Consider the following 16,786-nt stretch of genomic DNA (forward strand, 5'->3'; position numbering starts at 1 on the left):
ATGGCCGATTATCAGAAGATCAAGAAGGAACTCGAAGGCATCGCCGTCGAGGACAATCCGGCGCTCGTTCGCCAGAAGAGCCGGGATTTCTATTGGTACTCGCCGATCCTGAAGGCGCAGCTCGACAATGTGACGGCCGATCTCGTCGTCACGCCGAAGACCGAGGAAGAGGTCATCCGGACGCTGAAGGTCGCCTATGCCCATGGCGTACCGGTCACGCCGCGTGGCGCCGGCACCGGCAATTACGGCCAGGCCATGCCGCTTTCTGGCGGCATCGTTCTCAATCTTGCCGCCATGGACAAGATCAAGGAGATCCATCCCGGCCGCGTCATCTGCGAACCGGGCATCGTGCTTGCCCAACTCGACAAGCAGACCAAGGCCCATTCCGGCCAGGAGTTGCGCTTCCACCCCTCCACCGCCCAGACAGCGACGGTCGGCGGCTTCATCGCCGGCGGTTCCGGTGGCGTCGGCTCGATCACCTGGGGCGGCTTGCGCGACCTCGGGAATATCCTGCGCCTGCGCGTCGTCACCATGGAGGCCGAACCGCGCGTGCTTGACCTCACCGGCTGGGATCTGCAGAAGGTGAGCCACGCCTATGGCACCAACGGCATCATCACCGAGATCGAGATGCCGCTTGCACCCGCCTATGACTGGGTCGATGTGCTGGTCGGCTATGACGACTTCATGGAAGCGGTGCGCTTCTCCGACGCACTGGCGAAATGCAACGGCATCCTCGTCAAGGAGATTGCGCCGATCGCCGCTCCCATTCCTCACGACTATTTCACCCGCCACAAGCCTTACATCCGTCAGGGCCAGTCGATCGTCGTGCTGATGATCGCGCCGCACTCCATGGATGCCTTTCTCGCCTTCACGGCGGCGCAGAAGGGCGAGATCATGTTCCGCTCCGACAAGGTGGAAAGCATGCGCGGCATCCCGCACGCCTACGAGCTTGCCTGGAACCATACGACATTGCGTGCGCTGAAAGTCGACCCGAGCTTCACCTATCTGCAGGTGCAATATCCCGGACCCGATCATGTCGCCAAGGTTCGGAAGATGGTCGAAATCTTTGGTGACGAAGTGCCGGGTCATCTCGAATTCATCAAATTCGACGGCCAAATCCAGTGCTCTGGCCTGCCGCTGGTGCGCTATACCACCGAAGAGCGGCTGGAGGAGATCATCAAGATCCACCAGGACAATGGATGCCCGATCTTCAACCCGCACCGCTATACGTTGGAAGAAGGCGGCATGAAGCGGACCGACGCGGTGCAGCTCGCCTTCAAGCAGGAAACCGATCCAAAGGGCCTGCTCAATCCCGGCAAGATGATCGCGTGGGAAAATCCCGATTTCGATTTCAACGCCGGCAAGAACTATCTCTTCCCCGGCCTGGCGGCCCTGATGGAGGCCTCATGAGGGTTCTCGTCCTCCACTCTCACCCGGTCGAGGAAAGTTACGGCAAGGCGCTTTACCGGCAGACCGTCGAGAGCCTTGAGAAGGCCGGGCATATGGTGGATGGCTGCGACCTCTATGAAGAGCGGTTCGATCCGGTGCTCTCGCGCCAAGACCGGCTCGTCTATCACGACTATCCGGAAAATCTGAAGCTGGTGGAATCGCATGTCGAAAGGTTGAAGGCGGCCGAGGGGCTGGTGATCTGCACCCCGATCTGGAACTTCGGCTTTCCGGCAATCCTGAAGGGATATTTCGACCGAGTCTGGCTGCCGGGCGTTTCCTTCGAGCTGGTCAACGGCAAGGTGGAATCGCGGCTGCGCCACATCCGCAAGCTGGCAGCCGTCCTGACCTATGGCGCAACGCCCTTCCGGGCCTTCGCCGCCGGCAACCCGCCGAAGAAAATCGTCAAGCGCGTGCTGAGGGCGCAGATCAATCCGGTGAGGCCGGTGACGTTCCTCGCCCATTACGACATGAACAATTGCACGCCGAAAACGCGGGCAAAATTCCTCACCCGCGTCGGAGATGCGATGGAGCACTTTTAGAAGATTTTCGCGGCCGTCACTTCCACTTCGACCAGGAACTCAGGGCGCGTAAAGCCGCCGATGACGAGCAAGGTGGAAACAGGCTTCGGATCGAGCGTGTAGCGATCCCGTACAGCCATATAGGCCGGGAAATCCTCGCGGCGGGTGACGAAGCCCGAAATGCGGATGACGTCGGCAAAACTCATTTCCGCCTCTTCGAGGATCGCCTTGATCGCCTCAAAGCAGAGTTCAGCCTGAGCACTGATATCGCTCGGAACGGCATCGTCGAGACCGATACCAAGCTGGCCCGAGGTGACGAGAAGCGATGCGCCGGGCGGCACGAGCAGGCCGTGATTGTAATTTCCAAAAGGTCGGCGCACCGAGGCCGGATTGAAGGTCTTTTTCATCGATTGCTCTAAGTTTCCCATAGGTCCGCAGATCACGCGACCCTACAGGATGCGGCGGGATATGAGAATATCGCCGTCTTCCATGGTGCCTTGCGACAAAAGAGGCAGGATGACCGTGGCGGTATCACTTCGGGCTATGGGACTTGCGCTCGCCTGAATTTCGGCCAAAATCCTGATCGTAATCCGCAGGCCCCTGACAGCAGTGCGGCGTGCCTGGAGATATTCATTTAATAAATCAAAGATGATTGCAGATTGGCACCGTGGCGGCGGCAATCGGCCCGCCGAGTCCGAACAATTCGAGTTTAGATCTATCTTCGCGGCGTGGATGCGACATGACTTTCGTAGAATCGCAAGGGGACAGAAAGTATCGGACCAGCGAGCGGGTGGGCGGGCTCGTTGAATACTCATCGCTGCAGGTCGAGCTCCGGCGTTTCGATCCGGGCTGGCAGGTCGACCTTACACTCGAATGCACGGAGATAGCCGTCCTGCTGTCGGGTCAGTCGAAGATCAGGTGGACCGGTGACGGTCACAGGCAGGAGGCCATCGCTCGCCCCGGTGTCGCCTGGATATGTCCGGCGGGTGTCCATGAGAGCGATGTAGAAATCATCGGCACCATGCCCGAGTCCCTGCACATCTTCCTGCCGCCGTCGCTCGTCGGTGAGAGCGCGCTTTCGAACTTTGACATCGACCCGGCCAGGGCGCAGCTCGCCTATGCGGGCGGCGTCCCCGATCCCATGGTGCTGCATATCGGCCAGCTCTTTCGCGGTTTGTTGAACAGAAGCCTGGAGCCGACTGATCGACTCTTCCTCGATGGCATTCAGATGGCGCTGGTGGCGCACCTGCTCGGCACCTATTCGTCTGGTCGGTGGCATCCTGCCGTGCGGGTGCCGACCATCGATCCAAAAAGGCTGCAACGCGTCTTCGATTTCATCGAAGCCCGCATCGCCGCAGAGATCTCGCTGAATGACCTTGCTGCCGAGGCCTGCCTTAGCCCCTTTCATTTTGCCCGTATGTTTCGCAAGGCCACCGGCCTGACCCCGCATCGCTACGTCACCGAGCGACGGATCGAGGCGGCCAAGGAAAAGCTGCAGCTTGCGCGATCCTCGCTCGTGGAGATCGCGCTCGATACCGGCTTCGGCTCGCAGGCGAATTTCACGCGCGTCTTTCGCAAGATGACCGGTTTGACGCCCGGCCAATACCGCGCGCTCATCACCGGTTAGCGGTTTCTGCGTGCCGGAGAGAGTTCGCCGTTCGTGAACGCACGCACGGCGGAGCGCAAGATTTGCGCATAGCGCAGCAAGAGCTGAAAATACTGCAAAACCCTTTTCGGCCTACACCTGTCTTATCGAGCGGGGGCTCTAGTCCCCAAACGAAAGAGGAGGCAGGCAGATGATTACCATTGACGACGCTCGCCGGATCATCGCCGCAGGCGAGTCGCGGGCTAAAGAAATCGGCGTGCCGGTCAATATCACGGTCCTGGACGCCGGAGCCCATCTCAAGGCGTTCAGCCGAATGGACGGCGCCGTGCTCGGCTCGATTGACCTTGCTATGGGCAAAGCCCGGACGGCCGTATTGTTTCAAACCACAAGCGAGGCCGTCTGGGAATATTGCAAGCCCGGCGCTCCCGCCCATGCCCTCGAATTATCCAACGGCGGCCTGGCTCCCTTTCCCGGTGGCATCTCGCTTTTTGCTCACGACGGCACGGTGATCGGCGCCGTTGGCGTTTCCGGCGGAGCGGTTCCGCAGGATCTGGAAATCGCGCAGGCAGCCGCTGCAGCCGTCGCGTGATGCTCTTGCCAGCGCTTGATTTTAACCAACCCCAAAGTATCGAAAGGAATGTCGCATGACCAAGACCATTTTGATCACTGGTGCAGGCTCCGGCTTCGGCAAGTCTGCCGCCATCGGCATGGCCAAGAACGGCCACAGCATTATCGCGACCACGCAGGTTTCGTCACAGGTCACGCCGCTGCGTGAGGAAATCGCCGCCCTCGGACTCAACGACTTCCGCGTCGAGCGTCTCGACCTCACCGACCCCTACGACATCAGGCAGGCGCAGGGCTGGGACTTTGACGTCCTCTGGAACAATGCCGGCATGGGCGAAGCCGGCCCGGTTTGGGAAATCCCGATCGAGCTCGTTCGCAAGAACTACGAAGTCAATGTCTTCCTGCCGCTGGTGCTGACCCAGGGCGTCGTCCAGAAATGGGTACGTGAACGCAAGAAGGGCAAGGTGGTCTTCACGTCATCGATGGGTGGCCTCTTTACACCCGCCAACTGGGGCACCTATGTCTCCACCAAACACGCTTTGGAATCGATCGCCGAAGCGCTGCAGCAGGAACTCGCCCCGTACGGCATCAAGATCCAGACGATCAATCCGGGCGCCTACTACACCGGCTACAACGAGACGATGGCCGACAATCCGTTCCGCTGGCTGGATGACAGCAAGAACTTCACCAAGCGCGCAGATCTGCGCAAGGGCTTCGACGATTTCTTTGCCACCCCCGAAGGTAAGATGGACCCGAAGGAAATGATCGACCGTATGATCGGCGTCGTTCCGGCCGACACCGGCAGATTCCGCAACGTGGTTCCGAAGGTCGTCGAGGACATGTTGAAGGAGCATCAGTTGAAAGCCTGGGAAAACCAGATCTAAGCAGAATTTTGGCGACGAGCTCTGCAAGCGGCACCCGGCCAGCGGGTGTCGCGCCACCAACTCGACCCATTGAGGAAACTATGTCCAACGCCACAACCGCAACTGTCCGCAGTCCGGCATCCTTTGTCCGCCGCATCTTCAACGCTGCCCTCGGCATCGCCGCCACCATACTGGCTCTGGGTGGGTTGGAGGCACGCGCCGCATCGCAGACGCTGACCGAAACCGAACGCCGCAACAAGACGACCGTCGAGGCTGGCTTTGAAGCGTGGGCGGCCGGCACAGGCAGCCCTTATGACCTCCTCGCCGACGACGCCCGCTGGACGATCGAGGGCTATTCGCTGGCATCGAAGACTTATCCCAGTCGCGAGGCGTTCTTGCGCGAAGTGGTCCGCCCGTTTAACGCCCGCATGAAGGCGCCGCTGAAGCCCGCGATCCGCAACGTCTATGCTGACGGCGACACTGTGATCGTCTTTTTCGACGCCCGCGGAATCGCTCGCGACGGGGAGCCCTACGCCAACACCTATGCCTGGTTTCTCGACATGCGCGACGGCCGTATCGTCCGGGCCTCGGCCTTCTTCGATTCGATCGTGTTCAACGCGTTCTGGACCCGCGTGACGCCGGCCGACTAGCCGGAATCAATATGCCGTTCCCAAGTGGCGCGGCGGACATCTTGCGTAGATCGCCCAGATACCCGCCGCCTCTAAGCTTTTGATGGAATGAGAGGCGGGAACAGCAGTCAGAGGCATTCGATATCAAGCGGTATCTGATCCGACCTCAGTCGCGCTTCATCTGTGGATGACGCGCCGCTGAGCGACCAAGTGGATTGGGCTGTTGCCCTCAAAGGCTCGCCCGCCGCGCTGTACGTCCGCCGCGCTTTTGTTGCCGTCCAATTGGAACTGGTTGACCAGATCACGCAGGCGGCCTGCCTCGGAGGACAATGAGGCAACTGCAGCTGTCGACTGTTCGACCATCGCCGCATTTTGCTGAGTCGCCTGGTCCATCTGATTGACTGCCGTGTTGATCTCGGCAAGTCCAATCGATTGCTCACGCGCGGATGTGGCAATCGCATCCATGAGTTGGTTGATCTGTATGACGTATTCCCCAATCGACTTCAGCGACGTTCCGGTTTCGAGAACCAGTTTCACGCCATTTTCCACCTCAGTCGATGACTTTTGAATGAAGCCCTTGATCTCCTTGGCGGCTTGAGCTGCCCGCTGGGCAAGCTCGCGGACTTCCTGTGCGACCACGGCAAAACCTTTGCCCGCCTCACCCGCACGCGCGGCTTCAACGCCGGCGTTAAGCGCCAGGAGGTTCGTCTGGAAGGCGATTTCATCAATTGCACCAATGATGTTCGAAATCTGCTGTGAACTGTCTTCGATGCGGCGCATGGCCTGTTCCGCCTCAGAGACGACCGTTGCCGACCGCTGGGCACTGATATCGGCTTCTTTGGCGACATTGCGCGCCTCGTCGGTGCGTTTGGTCGCCATCGTCACATTCGACGTGATCTCGTCCAAGGCTGCAGCAGTTTCTTCGAGAGAGGCTGCTTGCTGTTCGGTGCGTTTGGAAAGATCCTGTGCGGCAGATGCAATCTCACCGGTGCCATTATCGATGCTGTGTACCGTCTCGAGCACGGCACCGATCGTCGCACCCAATTGCCGGAGCGAAGCGTTGAAGTCTTCCCGCAAGGTTTCGTATTGGGCCGCAAACTGCTCCGAAAGCTGGAAGGATATGTCGCCTGCTGCAAGCCGCCGGAGCCCTTCGCCCAAGGTCGTGGTTGCGAAGCGCAACTGTTCCGCCTCGCGTTCGGCGCGCTGCTGGGATGCGGCGCGCGCTGCCTCACTCTCGCTACGGGATTCGGCGGCTTCCTTCTCAAGCCTGACGACGTTGAGAGCATTCTGGCGGAAGATTTCAACCGCACCGGCCATTTCGCCGACCTCGTCGGCGCGACCGGCATAGGGAATATCGCTGTCAAGATCGCCATCGGACAAGCGTCTCATGGCGGAGGCGATGCTTCGGATTGGGCTGGCGATGCCGGAAATTGCAAAGAAGATGCCGGCCACGGCAAGAAGCACGGCCAGCGCTGCGATCGTGGCCGTCAGCATGAACGCGGATTGTGCGGAAGCACCGCTCGCGGCCACAAAGCCTTCGGCCTGGCTGAGAATAAAAGCAGCCAGATCTGCCACCGCCTTGTTCACCAGCTCGGCTTGTGGCTCCATATTTTCCTTGAAGAAGCGGATTGCTTCAGGCGTCTTTCCGTCATTTTCAAACGCGATCATCTGCTCTGCCAGCGCGCGATATTTGGCGAGTTCCGGCTTGATCTGATTGATCAGTTCGCGCCCCCGCTCGGTGCGGACGCCTTTTTCGTATTCGGCGACAACTTTCTCGAGCGCGGCAACGGCGGCATCGATTCGTTGCTGCCCGACATTCCGCTCCTCCGCTGTATCCTCCAGGAGGTAGTGGGCATGGACCAATTTCAGGTTGAGGAAGTCATCCTTGATCTCGCGAGCCGTCACAAGCCGCTGCATCCAGAAGGTCCCGATCTGCTCGGTATTGGCGCGAAGTGTCGAAATCGTGCTCAGCGAGACATAGGACAGGCCAACTAGGAACAGGCTGATGATCGAAAGCTTTAAGATCAGGGCTTGCTTGATGCTCGGGCGCTTCATGCGGGTCTCCTCGAAGGTAGCTGGGACGACGGGCGTGCCGACTGATGCAAGATCTCGCACCAGATTCAATAATTTAGTATTAACTAAAAAATGTTCCGGCCTCATTTTCGAAGATCTTCTGAGTTGACCAATACTTCCGCGATCAATTAAACGCGTTACGACCCAGAGTTCCTGAAAATTCAGGAAGATAGCAGCCACGGCGAGCGGAAATGCACCAACCTGAAGACCATGCCGCCGGCATTGAAATCGCGCTCTGGCAGTATTCTAAGAACGAAGGCGACCGAAACCGCTGGATGCAGTCGCTTTCACCGGATGAACGGGAGCGCGCCGCGACCTACTATTTTGACCGGGATCGGGCCTCCTTCGTTGCCGGCCGGTATCTCCTGCGGCGGCTGTTGAGCGTGCATACCGGGATATCGCCGAGCAAGCTCCTGTTGTCCCCGGACAACCGCGGCAAGCTGAGGCTTGAGGGTGATGACAGGCTGCAGTTCAGCCTCGCCAATGCCGATGGGCTTGTGGCCGTCGCTGTCGCTTCAGCATGTGACCACCTGGGAATAGACTGCGAACGCGTCGATACGGAGATCGAAGCGGCGGCAGCAGATAGCTATTGCAGTGCAGACGAACGGCGCTGGCTCGCGGAATTGCCTGCGTCCGAACGCGGGCGCGCGGCGGCCGCACTCTGGACGCTCAAGGAGAGCCATCTGAAGGCACTCGGCGTCGGGCTGCGCGAGGATCCCCGCAACGTCGCCTTTTCCTGGAAGGATGGCATCCCAGTCATGGTCGATGGCGGCGATCGTGACCGGCAATGGCATCACCGTCTGGTCGAAAGTGGCAGCCAGCACGTCGTTGCGCTGGCTGTTTGCTCTCAATCCGGGTTCCCCGGCATTTCGACGCGCCTGTTTCAGGACGACAGCATGCCGTCCGAATAGCCGGTTCGGAGCTGATGAGGCATTGCAGAAGCGGTCTCCGTCGCCCAGGCGAGTTGCCCGTTGTCGGGTTCCGCATCGAAGTGCTGCCGGCCGAGAAGCGTATTGACGATGGTTGCGCTGCGCCAAGCCATGAGGCTGAGCTGAGAGTCGGCGATACCGTGCGAGTACCGCCCCGCATTCTGCGCAAACAATCGGTTGGCCCTCGGACCCGTCCACTGCATCGTGTAGTCGTCATTGAGAAGCGGATAACCGTTTCTATCGAGCGTTATCCTGTCGCCCAGCGAGCCGAGAGCATCCGGCAATCGGAACCGGTATCCGGTTGCCAGAACCACCGCATCCGCATGAAGCACCTCGATTCCGCCGTCGAATTGGTTCCTGACGATGAGCCGATAGGCATTGCCGTTCCGCTCCATCTGGATCACATCGCGATTTGGCGCCAGAGATGCATTGAGCGTGCTCGGTTCGAGATAACGCAACGCATAAAGGCGGCGATAGATCGAATGAATCGTCGAAATCGACAAGCCGTCGCTGGTCAGGATCGAGTTCCTCAACGCGGCCTGCTTCTGCTCGCCGCTAAGCTTCAGATAGGCCTGCACGTATTCCGGTGAGAAGACCTGGTTTGAAAACGGTGTATCGTTAATCGGCTCGAAATTATGACGCCGGCTGATCCATGTCAGCTCCTTCATGGAACCGGGATCGGCAAGCAAGGCTTCGACGACCTCGCCGCCGCTTTGACCGCCGCCGACCACGACGATGCGGGCGGCGCCGAGATCGCTGAGACGCGACTTGGCCTCGCTGTTATGAAAGCAATCGGCACCCAGGAACGGTTTTGCCCAGTCTGGCACGAAGGGCGACGACCCCGTGCCGATCACCAGGTTTCGCGCCTCCTCCTGACCGTTGTCGAACCGCAGGAAGAACCGGTCGTCGCGGTGCTCGACGTCGCGGATCTCCGTTCCAAAGCGCAGGCCGTCCACGCCGTTAGCGACCCAGGCGAGATAGCGCGCGAACTCCTGCCGGGGAACGGCGTCATAATTGGCGTTCAGGAAGGCGTAGAGCCTCTTATGGGCAACCAGATAGGAGACAAATGACCAGCGGCTGGTCGGCAGGATCGGGGTGACGAGGTCTTTCAAAAAGGACGACTGCAGTTCGACGCCGGGCATCATCATGCCGGGATGCCAATCGAACGATGGGCGCCGCTCGAAGAAGCAGCTCCTGATCTCGGGCACCGACTCGAACAGGCAGGCGAGGCTCAGATTGGAGGGCCCGATACCGATGCCGGCAATATCGAGCGGCTCGCTCACGGCATCCCTGCGAGCAAAAGCGACGGTCATGCGATATCCTTCTCTGTTTCCTTGAGACGCAGGGCAAGCCTTGAGTGGAAGGCGGGAGACCCGATCATATGCAGATGGTTGGTGCCGGTGATGATTTCGGCCGCATGCGCCCGCGGCGACAGGCGGCGCCAATCGATCAGGTTGAGGCCGCGGTTGAGGCTGTCGTCGGCAGCCCAGGGATAGATCGGCACATCGTGAGGAACGAGCCGATGCTTGCGGAAGATCAGGGCATTGTCGATCAGCACCCAGAAGGTATGCTCCCGGCTGCTGATATCAGGCCCGTCGTTCGGAAGCGGGTCCTTCTCGTCGCCGACGAAACGCAGGAATTGATCGTAAGTATCCGCGTCCATCGTCGACAGCAGCCGGTCCCATTCGGGACGCATCGCCGTTTTTCCTAGCCACGCCTCTACGTCTCGATGAAGTTCGTCGCGCTCGCCCGGCCGGAACTTCGGCTTTGCGCCGATCGCAAATTCCGATCCGAGATCGCAAACGTCGACCATCGCCATCATCCTGACGTCGACCTCGTTGCCGAGGGTGCGGGCAGCCTCGTAGGCCAGCAGACCGCCCCAGGACCAGCCGAGGAAATAGCAGGGTGCTCCCTGACTATGTGTCCTGATATGGTCGACATAGCTCTCGATGATGTCTTCGATCGGAGCGCCGACTTCCTTTTTCTCGGAAAGCGAGTGGCAAATGAAGCCGGTCGCCGGCTGATCTGCCCCGAGATAGTCGACGAGTTTGACATATTCGCGGGTGCTGACGAGCAAGCCCGGGAAGCAATAAAGCCGCGGCTTGGCGCCGGAAGCGCGCAGCACGATCACCTCCGACAGATCCCGTTGGTCTCCCTGCTCCATCACGCCCGCAAAGGAGCGTATGGTCGGGTTGTTGAAGATATCGGCGACAATGAGCGGAATTTTCGGCCGGCGTTGCCGCAGCAGCGAAAGGATGCGGATCGCGCCGAGCGAATTGCCGCCGATCGCGAAGAAATTATCCTCGACGCTGATTGCTTCCAGCTTGAGAACCTGCCGCCAGACATCCAGCACCTCCTCTTCGAGCGCTGTCGCCGGCTCGACGATTGTGCGTTTGACCGGTTGTGGCGCTGGCAGCGCAAATCGATCGAGCTTGCTGTTCGGATTGGTCGGCATTTTCTCCAGTTCGACCACGGCCGCCGGCACCATGTAGGATGGCAGGCTGCGCTCGAGGGCGGCGCGGATCGTCTCGACGTCCAACCTCTCGTCTTTCTTGGGAACGACATAGGCAACGAGCGCCTTGTCGCCGCCGGCATCGTCATCGCGCAGGACGACCAGGGCTTCGCCGACGCCGGGCTGCTGGAGCAGAGCCGCTTCGATCTCGCCGAGCTCAATCCGGTAACCGCGAAGCTTCACCTGATGGTCGACACGGCCGACGAATTCGACGGTTCCGTCATCACGCCAACGCGTCAGGTCGCCGGAGCGATAAAGTCGGCCGCCATCGCTCGAGAACGGATCGGGAATGAAGCGATCCGCCGTCGTGTCCGGCTTGCCGAGATAGCCGCGTGCGATGCCTTCGCCGCCGATATAGAGCTCGCCGGTCACGCCGATCGGGCACGGATTGAGATCGGGGTCGAGCACATAGACGCGCCTTAACCCGACAGCGCGGCCGAGCGGAGCATAGACCCCCTGGAATTTCGTGCCGGCCCTCACCTTCCAGACCATCGGCGTCATGATGGTTTCGGTCGGCCCGTAGCCGTTGATCAGCCATTCCGATTTCAACGCCCGCGACAGCAAATCGAAGGTCGGCTGCGCCAGCCCCTCGCCGCCGAAGGAATAAAGCCGCATCGGCGGCGCGCCATCGGTTATATCGGCCCATTCCGCCAGTTGCTGCAGATAGGTTGTGGGAATGCTGGCATTGTTGGCGCCGTGCTTGCGCATGGCCGTCAATGTCTCTTCCGGCGTCCACAGCGGCTGGTCCGGAAGAATGATACTGCCGCCCTCCATCAGCGGGTTCATCCACCGCTCGTGCCCGCCATCCGAACTGAAAGGCAGGAACGGCAGCTCGCGGGAGGCCGAGCTCATGCCGTAGACACGCGAGGTGTTCTGCAGATGGTGCGTCAGCGGACCGTGCTCGACGGCGACACCCTTCGGCAGTCCGGTCGATCCGGAGGTGTACATGACATAGGCGAGCTGATCCTTGTGAGTGGGAATATCAAGTGGCGTATCCGGCTCGCCGTCGAGGTCGATCTTGTCGAGTTCGAGGATGATGGTGTCGAGTTCTTCCGGCAGCCGATGCCGAAGCCAGCTATGGGTCAGAACGATCTTGACACCGCCGTCGCGCAGAATGTGATGATTGCGGACCGGCGGATGGTCAGGCTCGACCGGGATATAGGCGCCGCCCGCCTTCACCGTCGCGAGGATACCGACGATGGCCTCCGGCGAGCGCTTGATGAAGATGGCGACCGTCACCTCGGCGCGAACGCCCAGATGCCGCAACCGGTGTGCGAGACGGTTGGTGCTGGCCTCCAGCCAGCCATGGCTCCATTCCTCGTCGCCGTAGACGATCGCCGTCTTCTCCGGCGTCTGGCGCGAATGGGCCGATATCAGCTCGTGGACCGGCCGGTCATCGTTGACGACCTCGTCTTCGTAGGGCGCCGACAACTGGTCGAGTTCATCACTCCCCACGAGTTCGATGTCCTTGATTCGCACATTCGGCCGCACAACGATCTGTTCGAGCACAAGGGTGAAATGCCGGGAGACACGGGCAATCAGCGCGCCGTCATAGAGATCCTGCGCATAATCGATCAGCCCGGATGCGGCCCCATCCAGACGTGCCTCGATCACTAGGGAAAGCTCGCTGTCGGCACGCGCGCCCAGAGGTTCCAGATTTGTCGCATGGCGGGGGACCGGATACGGCTCGCGGAATTCGAACAGCGCCTTGACCACGGCTTCCTGGGCAGCCGCTTCGTCGACGACCAGTTCCTGGGTGATGCGCTCCAGCGGAACGAGCCGGGCAAGCCCCTCCTCCGTTGCCGATGAGATCGCTGCGATGACATCGTCGAGAGAGCTTCTTGATGTCAGCGACAGGATGAGGGGAAGGACCTGTTCGGCACGGCCGCGGTTCGCAAGGTGTTCCTTCTCCGGCCGCGCGATCAGGAGCCCGGTCAGCAAAGCATAGTTGCCGCTGTAGCGCGCCAGCAGCGCGCAAAAGGCGGCGTGAAGCACGGGCTCGACCTGATATCCATTATGCTGCGCATGTCGACCGAGCTTTGCCCAGAGATCAGGCTCGATCGAAAATCGATGTTGAGCGCGCGCCACACCTGCCAATCCGCCACTGTTGAAGCGGGTGGGAAAGGTCGAGGCGGCGTAGTCGAGACCGATCGTGTTCCGCCAATAGGAGAGGGATTCCTGCGCCCGCTCGGTCTGCAGCCATTCAGCCTCCCGCGTTCCGGCCAAGATTTCGGCCGGCTGTGTGTCGCCGGCGGGTGCGCCGTCGAGAATTCGCGTCAGGGAGCCGGCAAGAAGCGACTTCTCGCGATCGTCCGAGATCACAGGATGAAGCATGATCGTCAGAAGCGACTGCCCATCGGCAAGCAAGACAATCTGAACACGCGCCGGCGGGCCAGCAAGGAGATCGAAGCGCCTGTCGCGGAAGGCTTTCTGGGCGGCGAACGCGTCGGCCTCCGCAAGAGCAGCGCCTTCGCCGACCATCTCGATCGGTATTGCGGTCAATGCGCCGCAGTATTGCTCGACGCGGCCGCCCGCCAGCCGGCGGAAGCGAGTGGCAAGGGACGGATGTTGCGCCACGAGCGCCCGGCAGGCGCCGGTAATGGTCTTGACGTCGACGGCCGGGCTTAATCGCAGCGAAATAACCTGGTCGGGAAACACCGTGCCGTTGCCGATCTGCTCCAGCGACCAGATACGCTTCTGCGCGATCGTCAGCGGGAAGCTCTCGAAGACTGCGTCCGTCGCGACATCGGTCGGGTAGGCATCTGCGAAGTTTGTGATCTGTTTGTTCATCCGTGCCATCCAGCCGTTTTCAGAGACGCGCATCGCCGGCGATTGCCGAGCGCAAGGAGAGGGGGCGCGGATCCGCCCAGACGTCAGCGATATGCGCCAGGCATTGCTGGCGCGAACCGGCAAAGCCCGCCGGCTCCCAGCCCAGGGGAATCCGCTTGTCTTGCGGCCAGACCGAGTAGCGACGCTCGGTGTCGATGACGGCGATCCAGAGATCGTCGCGAGGGTCAAGATTATCCATTCGCAGCTCCTGCGGTGATGATGGTCATGCGCAAGTGACGGATCCGGCAGGCTGCAGTTTAGAAAATTGATGAGAATTTTTTTCTTCGCTTCCCCCTAAACTCAGCGGGAGATGGATCGTCATTCTACTAAATCGGCGCGAGAGCACGCTTCATGCTCGCAGCGCCAAAAGCCCGACCGGTCCTCGACCGGCCAAGGAGAACATCATGGATTTCGACGCCGTCAAACAAAGGCGCGCTCTTCAGTCGCGCAGCTACGTCAGCCTCGCCCCCAATCTCATCCACCTCAAGACCGCTTACGGCCACCACGAAGCCGTATTCGAGGTCGATGCCGGCATCGCGTCGGTCACCTTCTACCATGGCGATCCGGTGCAATCGGCAGAGCTTCTCATGGCGGCCGCCGAAGCCGTGACGGCAGAAGATCGCTCGATCACCTCAGTCGTCTTCGAAGGGCATCAGACAAGTCTTCCCAGACACATTGCGGATGCAAGCGGAAGGCTCGATTCGGCGATCCTGTGGCAATGGCCTTCACTGTGGCTGCCGCAACTGTCCTATCCGCTGCCGCCCATGCAGGAGATGACTGCGGGCCGGTATCATCCGCGCCGGCCCGCAAAGCCGAAGGGCACGGTCTACAGGCGTTTCATCCCCTGGCTGGAACGGGAAATCATCTTCACGGTGGCCGATCCGGAGACCGATCTTGCAGCATTTCATCGCTGGATGAACGACGAACAGGTCAACACAATCTGGGAGGATGCGGGTTCGATCGACAAGCACCGGGAGATCCTGGAGGAAAGGATCGCAGATCCGCATGTCCTGCCGCTGATCGGCAGTTTTGCGGATATTCCCTTCGGCTATTTCGAGGTTTATTGGGCGAAAGAGAACCGGCTCGGCCCCTTTTACGATGCCGACGACTATGATCGTGGATGGCATGTGGCGATCGGCGAGCCCGGCTATCGCGGCAAGAAATGGATCAGCGCATGGCTTCCTTCGCTGATGCATTTCATCTTCCTCGACGATCCACGCACGATGCGCATCGTCGGTGAGCCGCGCGCCAGTCACGAGCAGCAGATCCGCAACCTCGATCGTTCGGGTTTTGCCAAGGTCAAGCATTTCGATTTTCCGCACAAGCGGGCGCTCCTGGTAATGCTCGGCCGCGAACGTTTCTTCGGCGATCGTCTCTGGGTGCCTGCGTCATGAACGATATGAGCGACGTCAGCGGCAGCTTTCGGAGACGGCAGCGCCTCGCACCGGAGGACCTTGCCAGTCCTGAGCTTCTGAGGCTGCTGCTTCGGCTCGGACTGCCGGCCATGTTCGGCCTGTCGATCAATGCCGCCCATCATACGATCAACATGATCTTCGTCGGCATGATCGGTGAAGACCAGATCGCGGCGATCATGATCGTCCTGCCGATCCTCATGCTCATAGCCGCCTTCGGCGAGGGGATCGGCGTCGGTGTTGCAACGGAGGTCGGACGCACGCTCGGAGCCGGCAACCGATCCCGGGCCGGCGCTATTGCCTCGATCAGTCTTGCTGCCGGCGTCGTTTTCGGCGCGGCAAGTGCCATCGCAATCGTCGCATTTCCAGATTTTTTGCTGTTCGGCGCCATGCCTGCCCTTCAGCCGCTCGCGCAGCATTATCTGATGATCATTGCGATCTCGGTGCCGCTGACGATGGCGCAGATTATTCTCGATTTCCTGGCGATCGCAGAGGGCAATGCCCGCTTCGGCATGTGGACGCTGGTCGCCTGCTTTGCGCTGAACATGATCCTCGACCCGATCATGATCTTCGGCTTCGGCCTCGGCCTGCAGGGCGTTGCAATCGCAACCATCCTGTCCCAGCTCGTCGCGCTTTGCATCTATGCTGCCTACCACGCCAGGCGACTTGGGACGGTCCGGCTGACGTTTGGCCGGCGGTGGGGAGATATCGGCTATCTCAGGCCTGTCCTTGCTGTGGGCGCACCGACGACGCTGACCAGTCTCGCAACCGCAGGCGCGATTGCGGCAATGGTATCGCTCGCCGGCACCTATCACGGAGAAGCCGGCATCGCCGGCGTCGGGATTACCTTGCGGCTGCTGGCGGTCGGAACCCTCCCCGTCATCGGCATCTCACTCGGAGCCCAGTCGATCCTGAGCTTTGCCTGGGGTCGAGGCGATACCGCGCGGATGCTGTCGGCAGCCCGCATCCTCACAGTGGTCACAACTGCCATGAGTGGCGCCTATGGATTGGCCGCGCTCGTTTTCTCCGAAGAACTTGCCTCGTTCTTCACCGACGATGCGGTGGTGATCGGGATCGCCGGGCAAGCGATCATCGCGACCCATCTTCCGCTTCTGCTGTTCGGTTTGCGGCAAACGGTGCTGATCCTCTTCCAGGCCCAGGGCAGACCGAAAGCGGCGGTTGCCATCGGCCTGGCGCAGAATGGCTATCTTCTCTTTCCGCTGCTGGCGCTCTTGCCGCCCTTTTTCGGCTTTTCAGGCTTGCTGGCAGCCATGTTCCTGGCCTCGGCCCTGACCGGCTTGCTGTCGGCCGTCTGCCTGATGTGGGCACTTCGCGCGCTGCGGCAGCGCTCCGCCGACCATCTGACCTCCATCCGTCCATATCCCAGCTTTTGTCCATGAGA

14 protein-coding genes are annotated in these 16,786 nt (G+C 60.6%); 9 read left to right on the forward strand and 5 right to left on the reverse strand.

All coding sequences use genetic code 11. The features are described 5' to 3' along the window. Positions 1–1,410, forward strand: a complete 1,410-nt coding sequence (locus tag BA011_RS25245; RefSeq protein WP_065282781.1) for an FAD-binding oxidoreductase — start codon at positions 1–3, stop codon at positions 1,408–1,410. Then, entirely contained in the window at positions 1,407–1,988 is a 582-nt protein-coding gene (locus BA011_RS25250) for an NAD(P)H-dependent oxidoreductase (RefSeq protein ID WP_065282782.1), read from the forward strand. Before BA011_RS25245 ends, BA011_RS25250 begins: the two co-directional genes overlap by 4 nt. Here BA011_RS25250 and BA011_RS25255 read toward each other — a convergent pair. Beyond that, a complete protein-coding gene (locus tag BA011_RS25255) occupies positions 1,985–2,374 on the reverse strand; it encodes a RidA family protein (protein WP_065282783.1) in 390 nt (129 codons plus the stop codon). The genes BA011_RS25250 and BA011_RS25255 overlap by 4 nt on opposite strands. Before the next feature lie 332 nt (positions 2,375–2,706). Between BA011_RS25255 and BA011_RS25260 the strand changes: the two genes are divergently transcribed. The 4 genes from BA011_RS25260 to BA011_RS25275 all read left to right on the forward strand — a co-directional run bounded on the left by BA011_RS25260 (position 2,707) and on the right by BA011_RS25275 (position 5,650). Then, a complete protein-coding gene (locus BA011_RS25260) occupies positions 2,707–3,594 on the forward strand; it encodes an AraC family transcriptional regulator (protein ID WP_065282784.1) in 888 nt (295 codons plus the stop codon). A 169-nt stretch (positions 3,595–3,763) separates the two neighbouring features. Next, positions 3,764–4,162, forward strand: coding sequence for a GlcG/HbpS family heme-binding protein (locus tag BA011_RS25265; protein WP_065282785.1), 399 nt, complete (start codon positions 3,764–3,766; stop codon positions 4,160–4,162). Between the two features lie 55 nt (positions 4,163–4,217). Next, on the forward strand, positions 4,218–5,021 hold the full coding sequence (locus BA011_RS25270; RefSeq protein WP_065282786.1) for an SDR family oxidoreductase: 804 nt from the start codon (positions 4,218–4,220) through the stop codon (positions 5,019–5,021). A gap of 80 nt (positions 5,022–5,101) precedes the next feature. Continuing rightward, on the forward strand, positions 5,102–5,650 hold the full coding sequence (locus BA011_RS25275; RefSeq protein ID WP_065282787.1) for a nuclear transport factor 2 family protein: 549 nt from the start codon (positions 5,102–5,104) through the stop codon (positions 5,648–5,650). A gap of 156 nt (positions 5,651–5,806) precedes the next feature. Here the strand turns inward: BA011_RS25275 and BA011_RS25280 are convergent, their stop codons facing one another. Continuing rightward, a complete protein-coding gene (locus tag BA011_RS25280; protein ID WP_065282788.1) occupies positions 5,807–7,684 on the reverse strand; it encodes a HAMP domain-containing methyl-accepting chemotaxis protein in 1,878 nt (625 codons plus the stop codon). Positions 7,685–7,893: 209 nt separating this feature from the next. Here BA011_RS25280 and BA011_RS25285 point away from each other — a divergent pair, with 209 nt between their 5' ends. Then, positions 7,894–8,613 carry a 4'-phosphopantetheinyl transferase family protein gene (locus BA011_RS25285; protein ID WP_065282789.1) on the forward strand — a complete coding sequence of 240 codons (720 nt, stop codon included), beginning with the start codon at positions 7,894–7,896 and terminating at the stop codon, positions 8,611–8,613. Here the strand turns inward: BA011_RS25285 and BA011_RS25290 are convergent. The 3 genes from BA011_RS25290 to BA011_RS25300 are packed head-to-tail and all read right to left on the reverse strand — an operon-like array spanning position 8,586 to position 14,171. After that, positions 8,586–9,944 (reverse strand): lysine N(6)-hydroxylase/L-ornithine N(5)-oxygenase family protein, encoded by a 1,359-nt coding sequence (locus BA011_RS25290; RefSeq protein ID WP_065282790.1) that lies wholly within the window; start codon positions 9,942–9,944, stop codon positions 8,586–8,588. The genes BA011_RS25285 and BA011_RS25290 overlap by 28 nt on opposite strands. Beyond that, entirely contained in the window at positions 9,941–13,933 is a 3,993-nt protein-coding gene (locus BA011_RS25295; protein WP_065283510.1) for a non-ribosomal peptide synthetase, read from the reverse strand. Before BA011_RS25295 ends, BA011_RS25290 begins: the two co-directional genes overlap by 4 nt. Positions 13,934–13,952: 19 nt before the next feature. Beyond that, the gene (locus BA011_RS25300; protein ID WP_065282791.1) at positions 13,953–14,171 is read right to left on the reverse strand and encodes an MbtH family protein; all 219 of its coding nucleotides are present in this window, start codon (positions 14,169–14,171) and stop codon (positions 13,953–13,955) included. 205 nt (positions 14,172–14,376) lie between these two features. Here BA011_RS25300 and BA011_RS25305 point away from each other — a divergent pair, with 205 nt between their 5' ends. Together BA011_RS25305 and BA011_RS25310 are read left to right on the forward strand one after the other, a co-directional pair. Beyond that, a complete protein-coding gene (locus BA011_RS25305) occupies positions 14,377–15,366 on the forward strand; it encodes a GNAT family N-acetyltransferase (RefSeq protein WP_065282792.1) in 990 nt (329 codons plus the stop codon). Further along, the gene (locus tag BA011_RS25310; protein ID WP_065282793.1) at positions 15,363–16,784 is read left to right on the forward strand and encodes an MATE family efflux transporter; all 1,422 of its coding nucleotides are present in this window, start codon (positions 15,363–15,365) and stop codon (positions 16,782–16,784) included. The genes BA011_RS25305 and BA011_RS25310 overlap by 4 nt, the downstream gene beginning before the upstream one ends. Positions 16,785–16,786 lie beyond the last annotated feature (2 nt).

The sequence above is a fragment of the Rhizobium leguminosarum genome (genome assembly GCF_001679785.1).
GTDB lineage: Bacteria > Pseudomonadota > Alphaproteobacteria > Rhizobiales > Rhizobiaceae > Rhizobium > Rhizobium leguminosarum_R.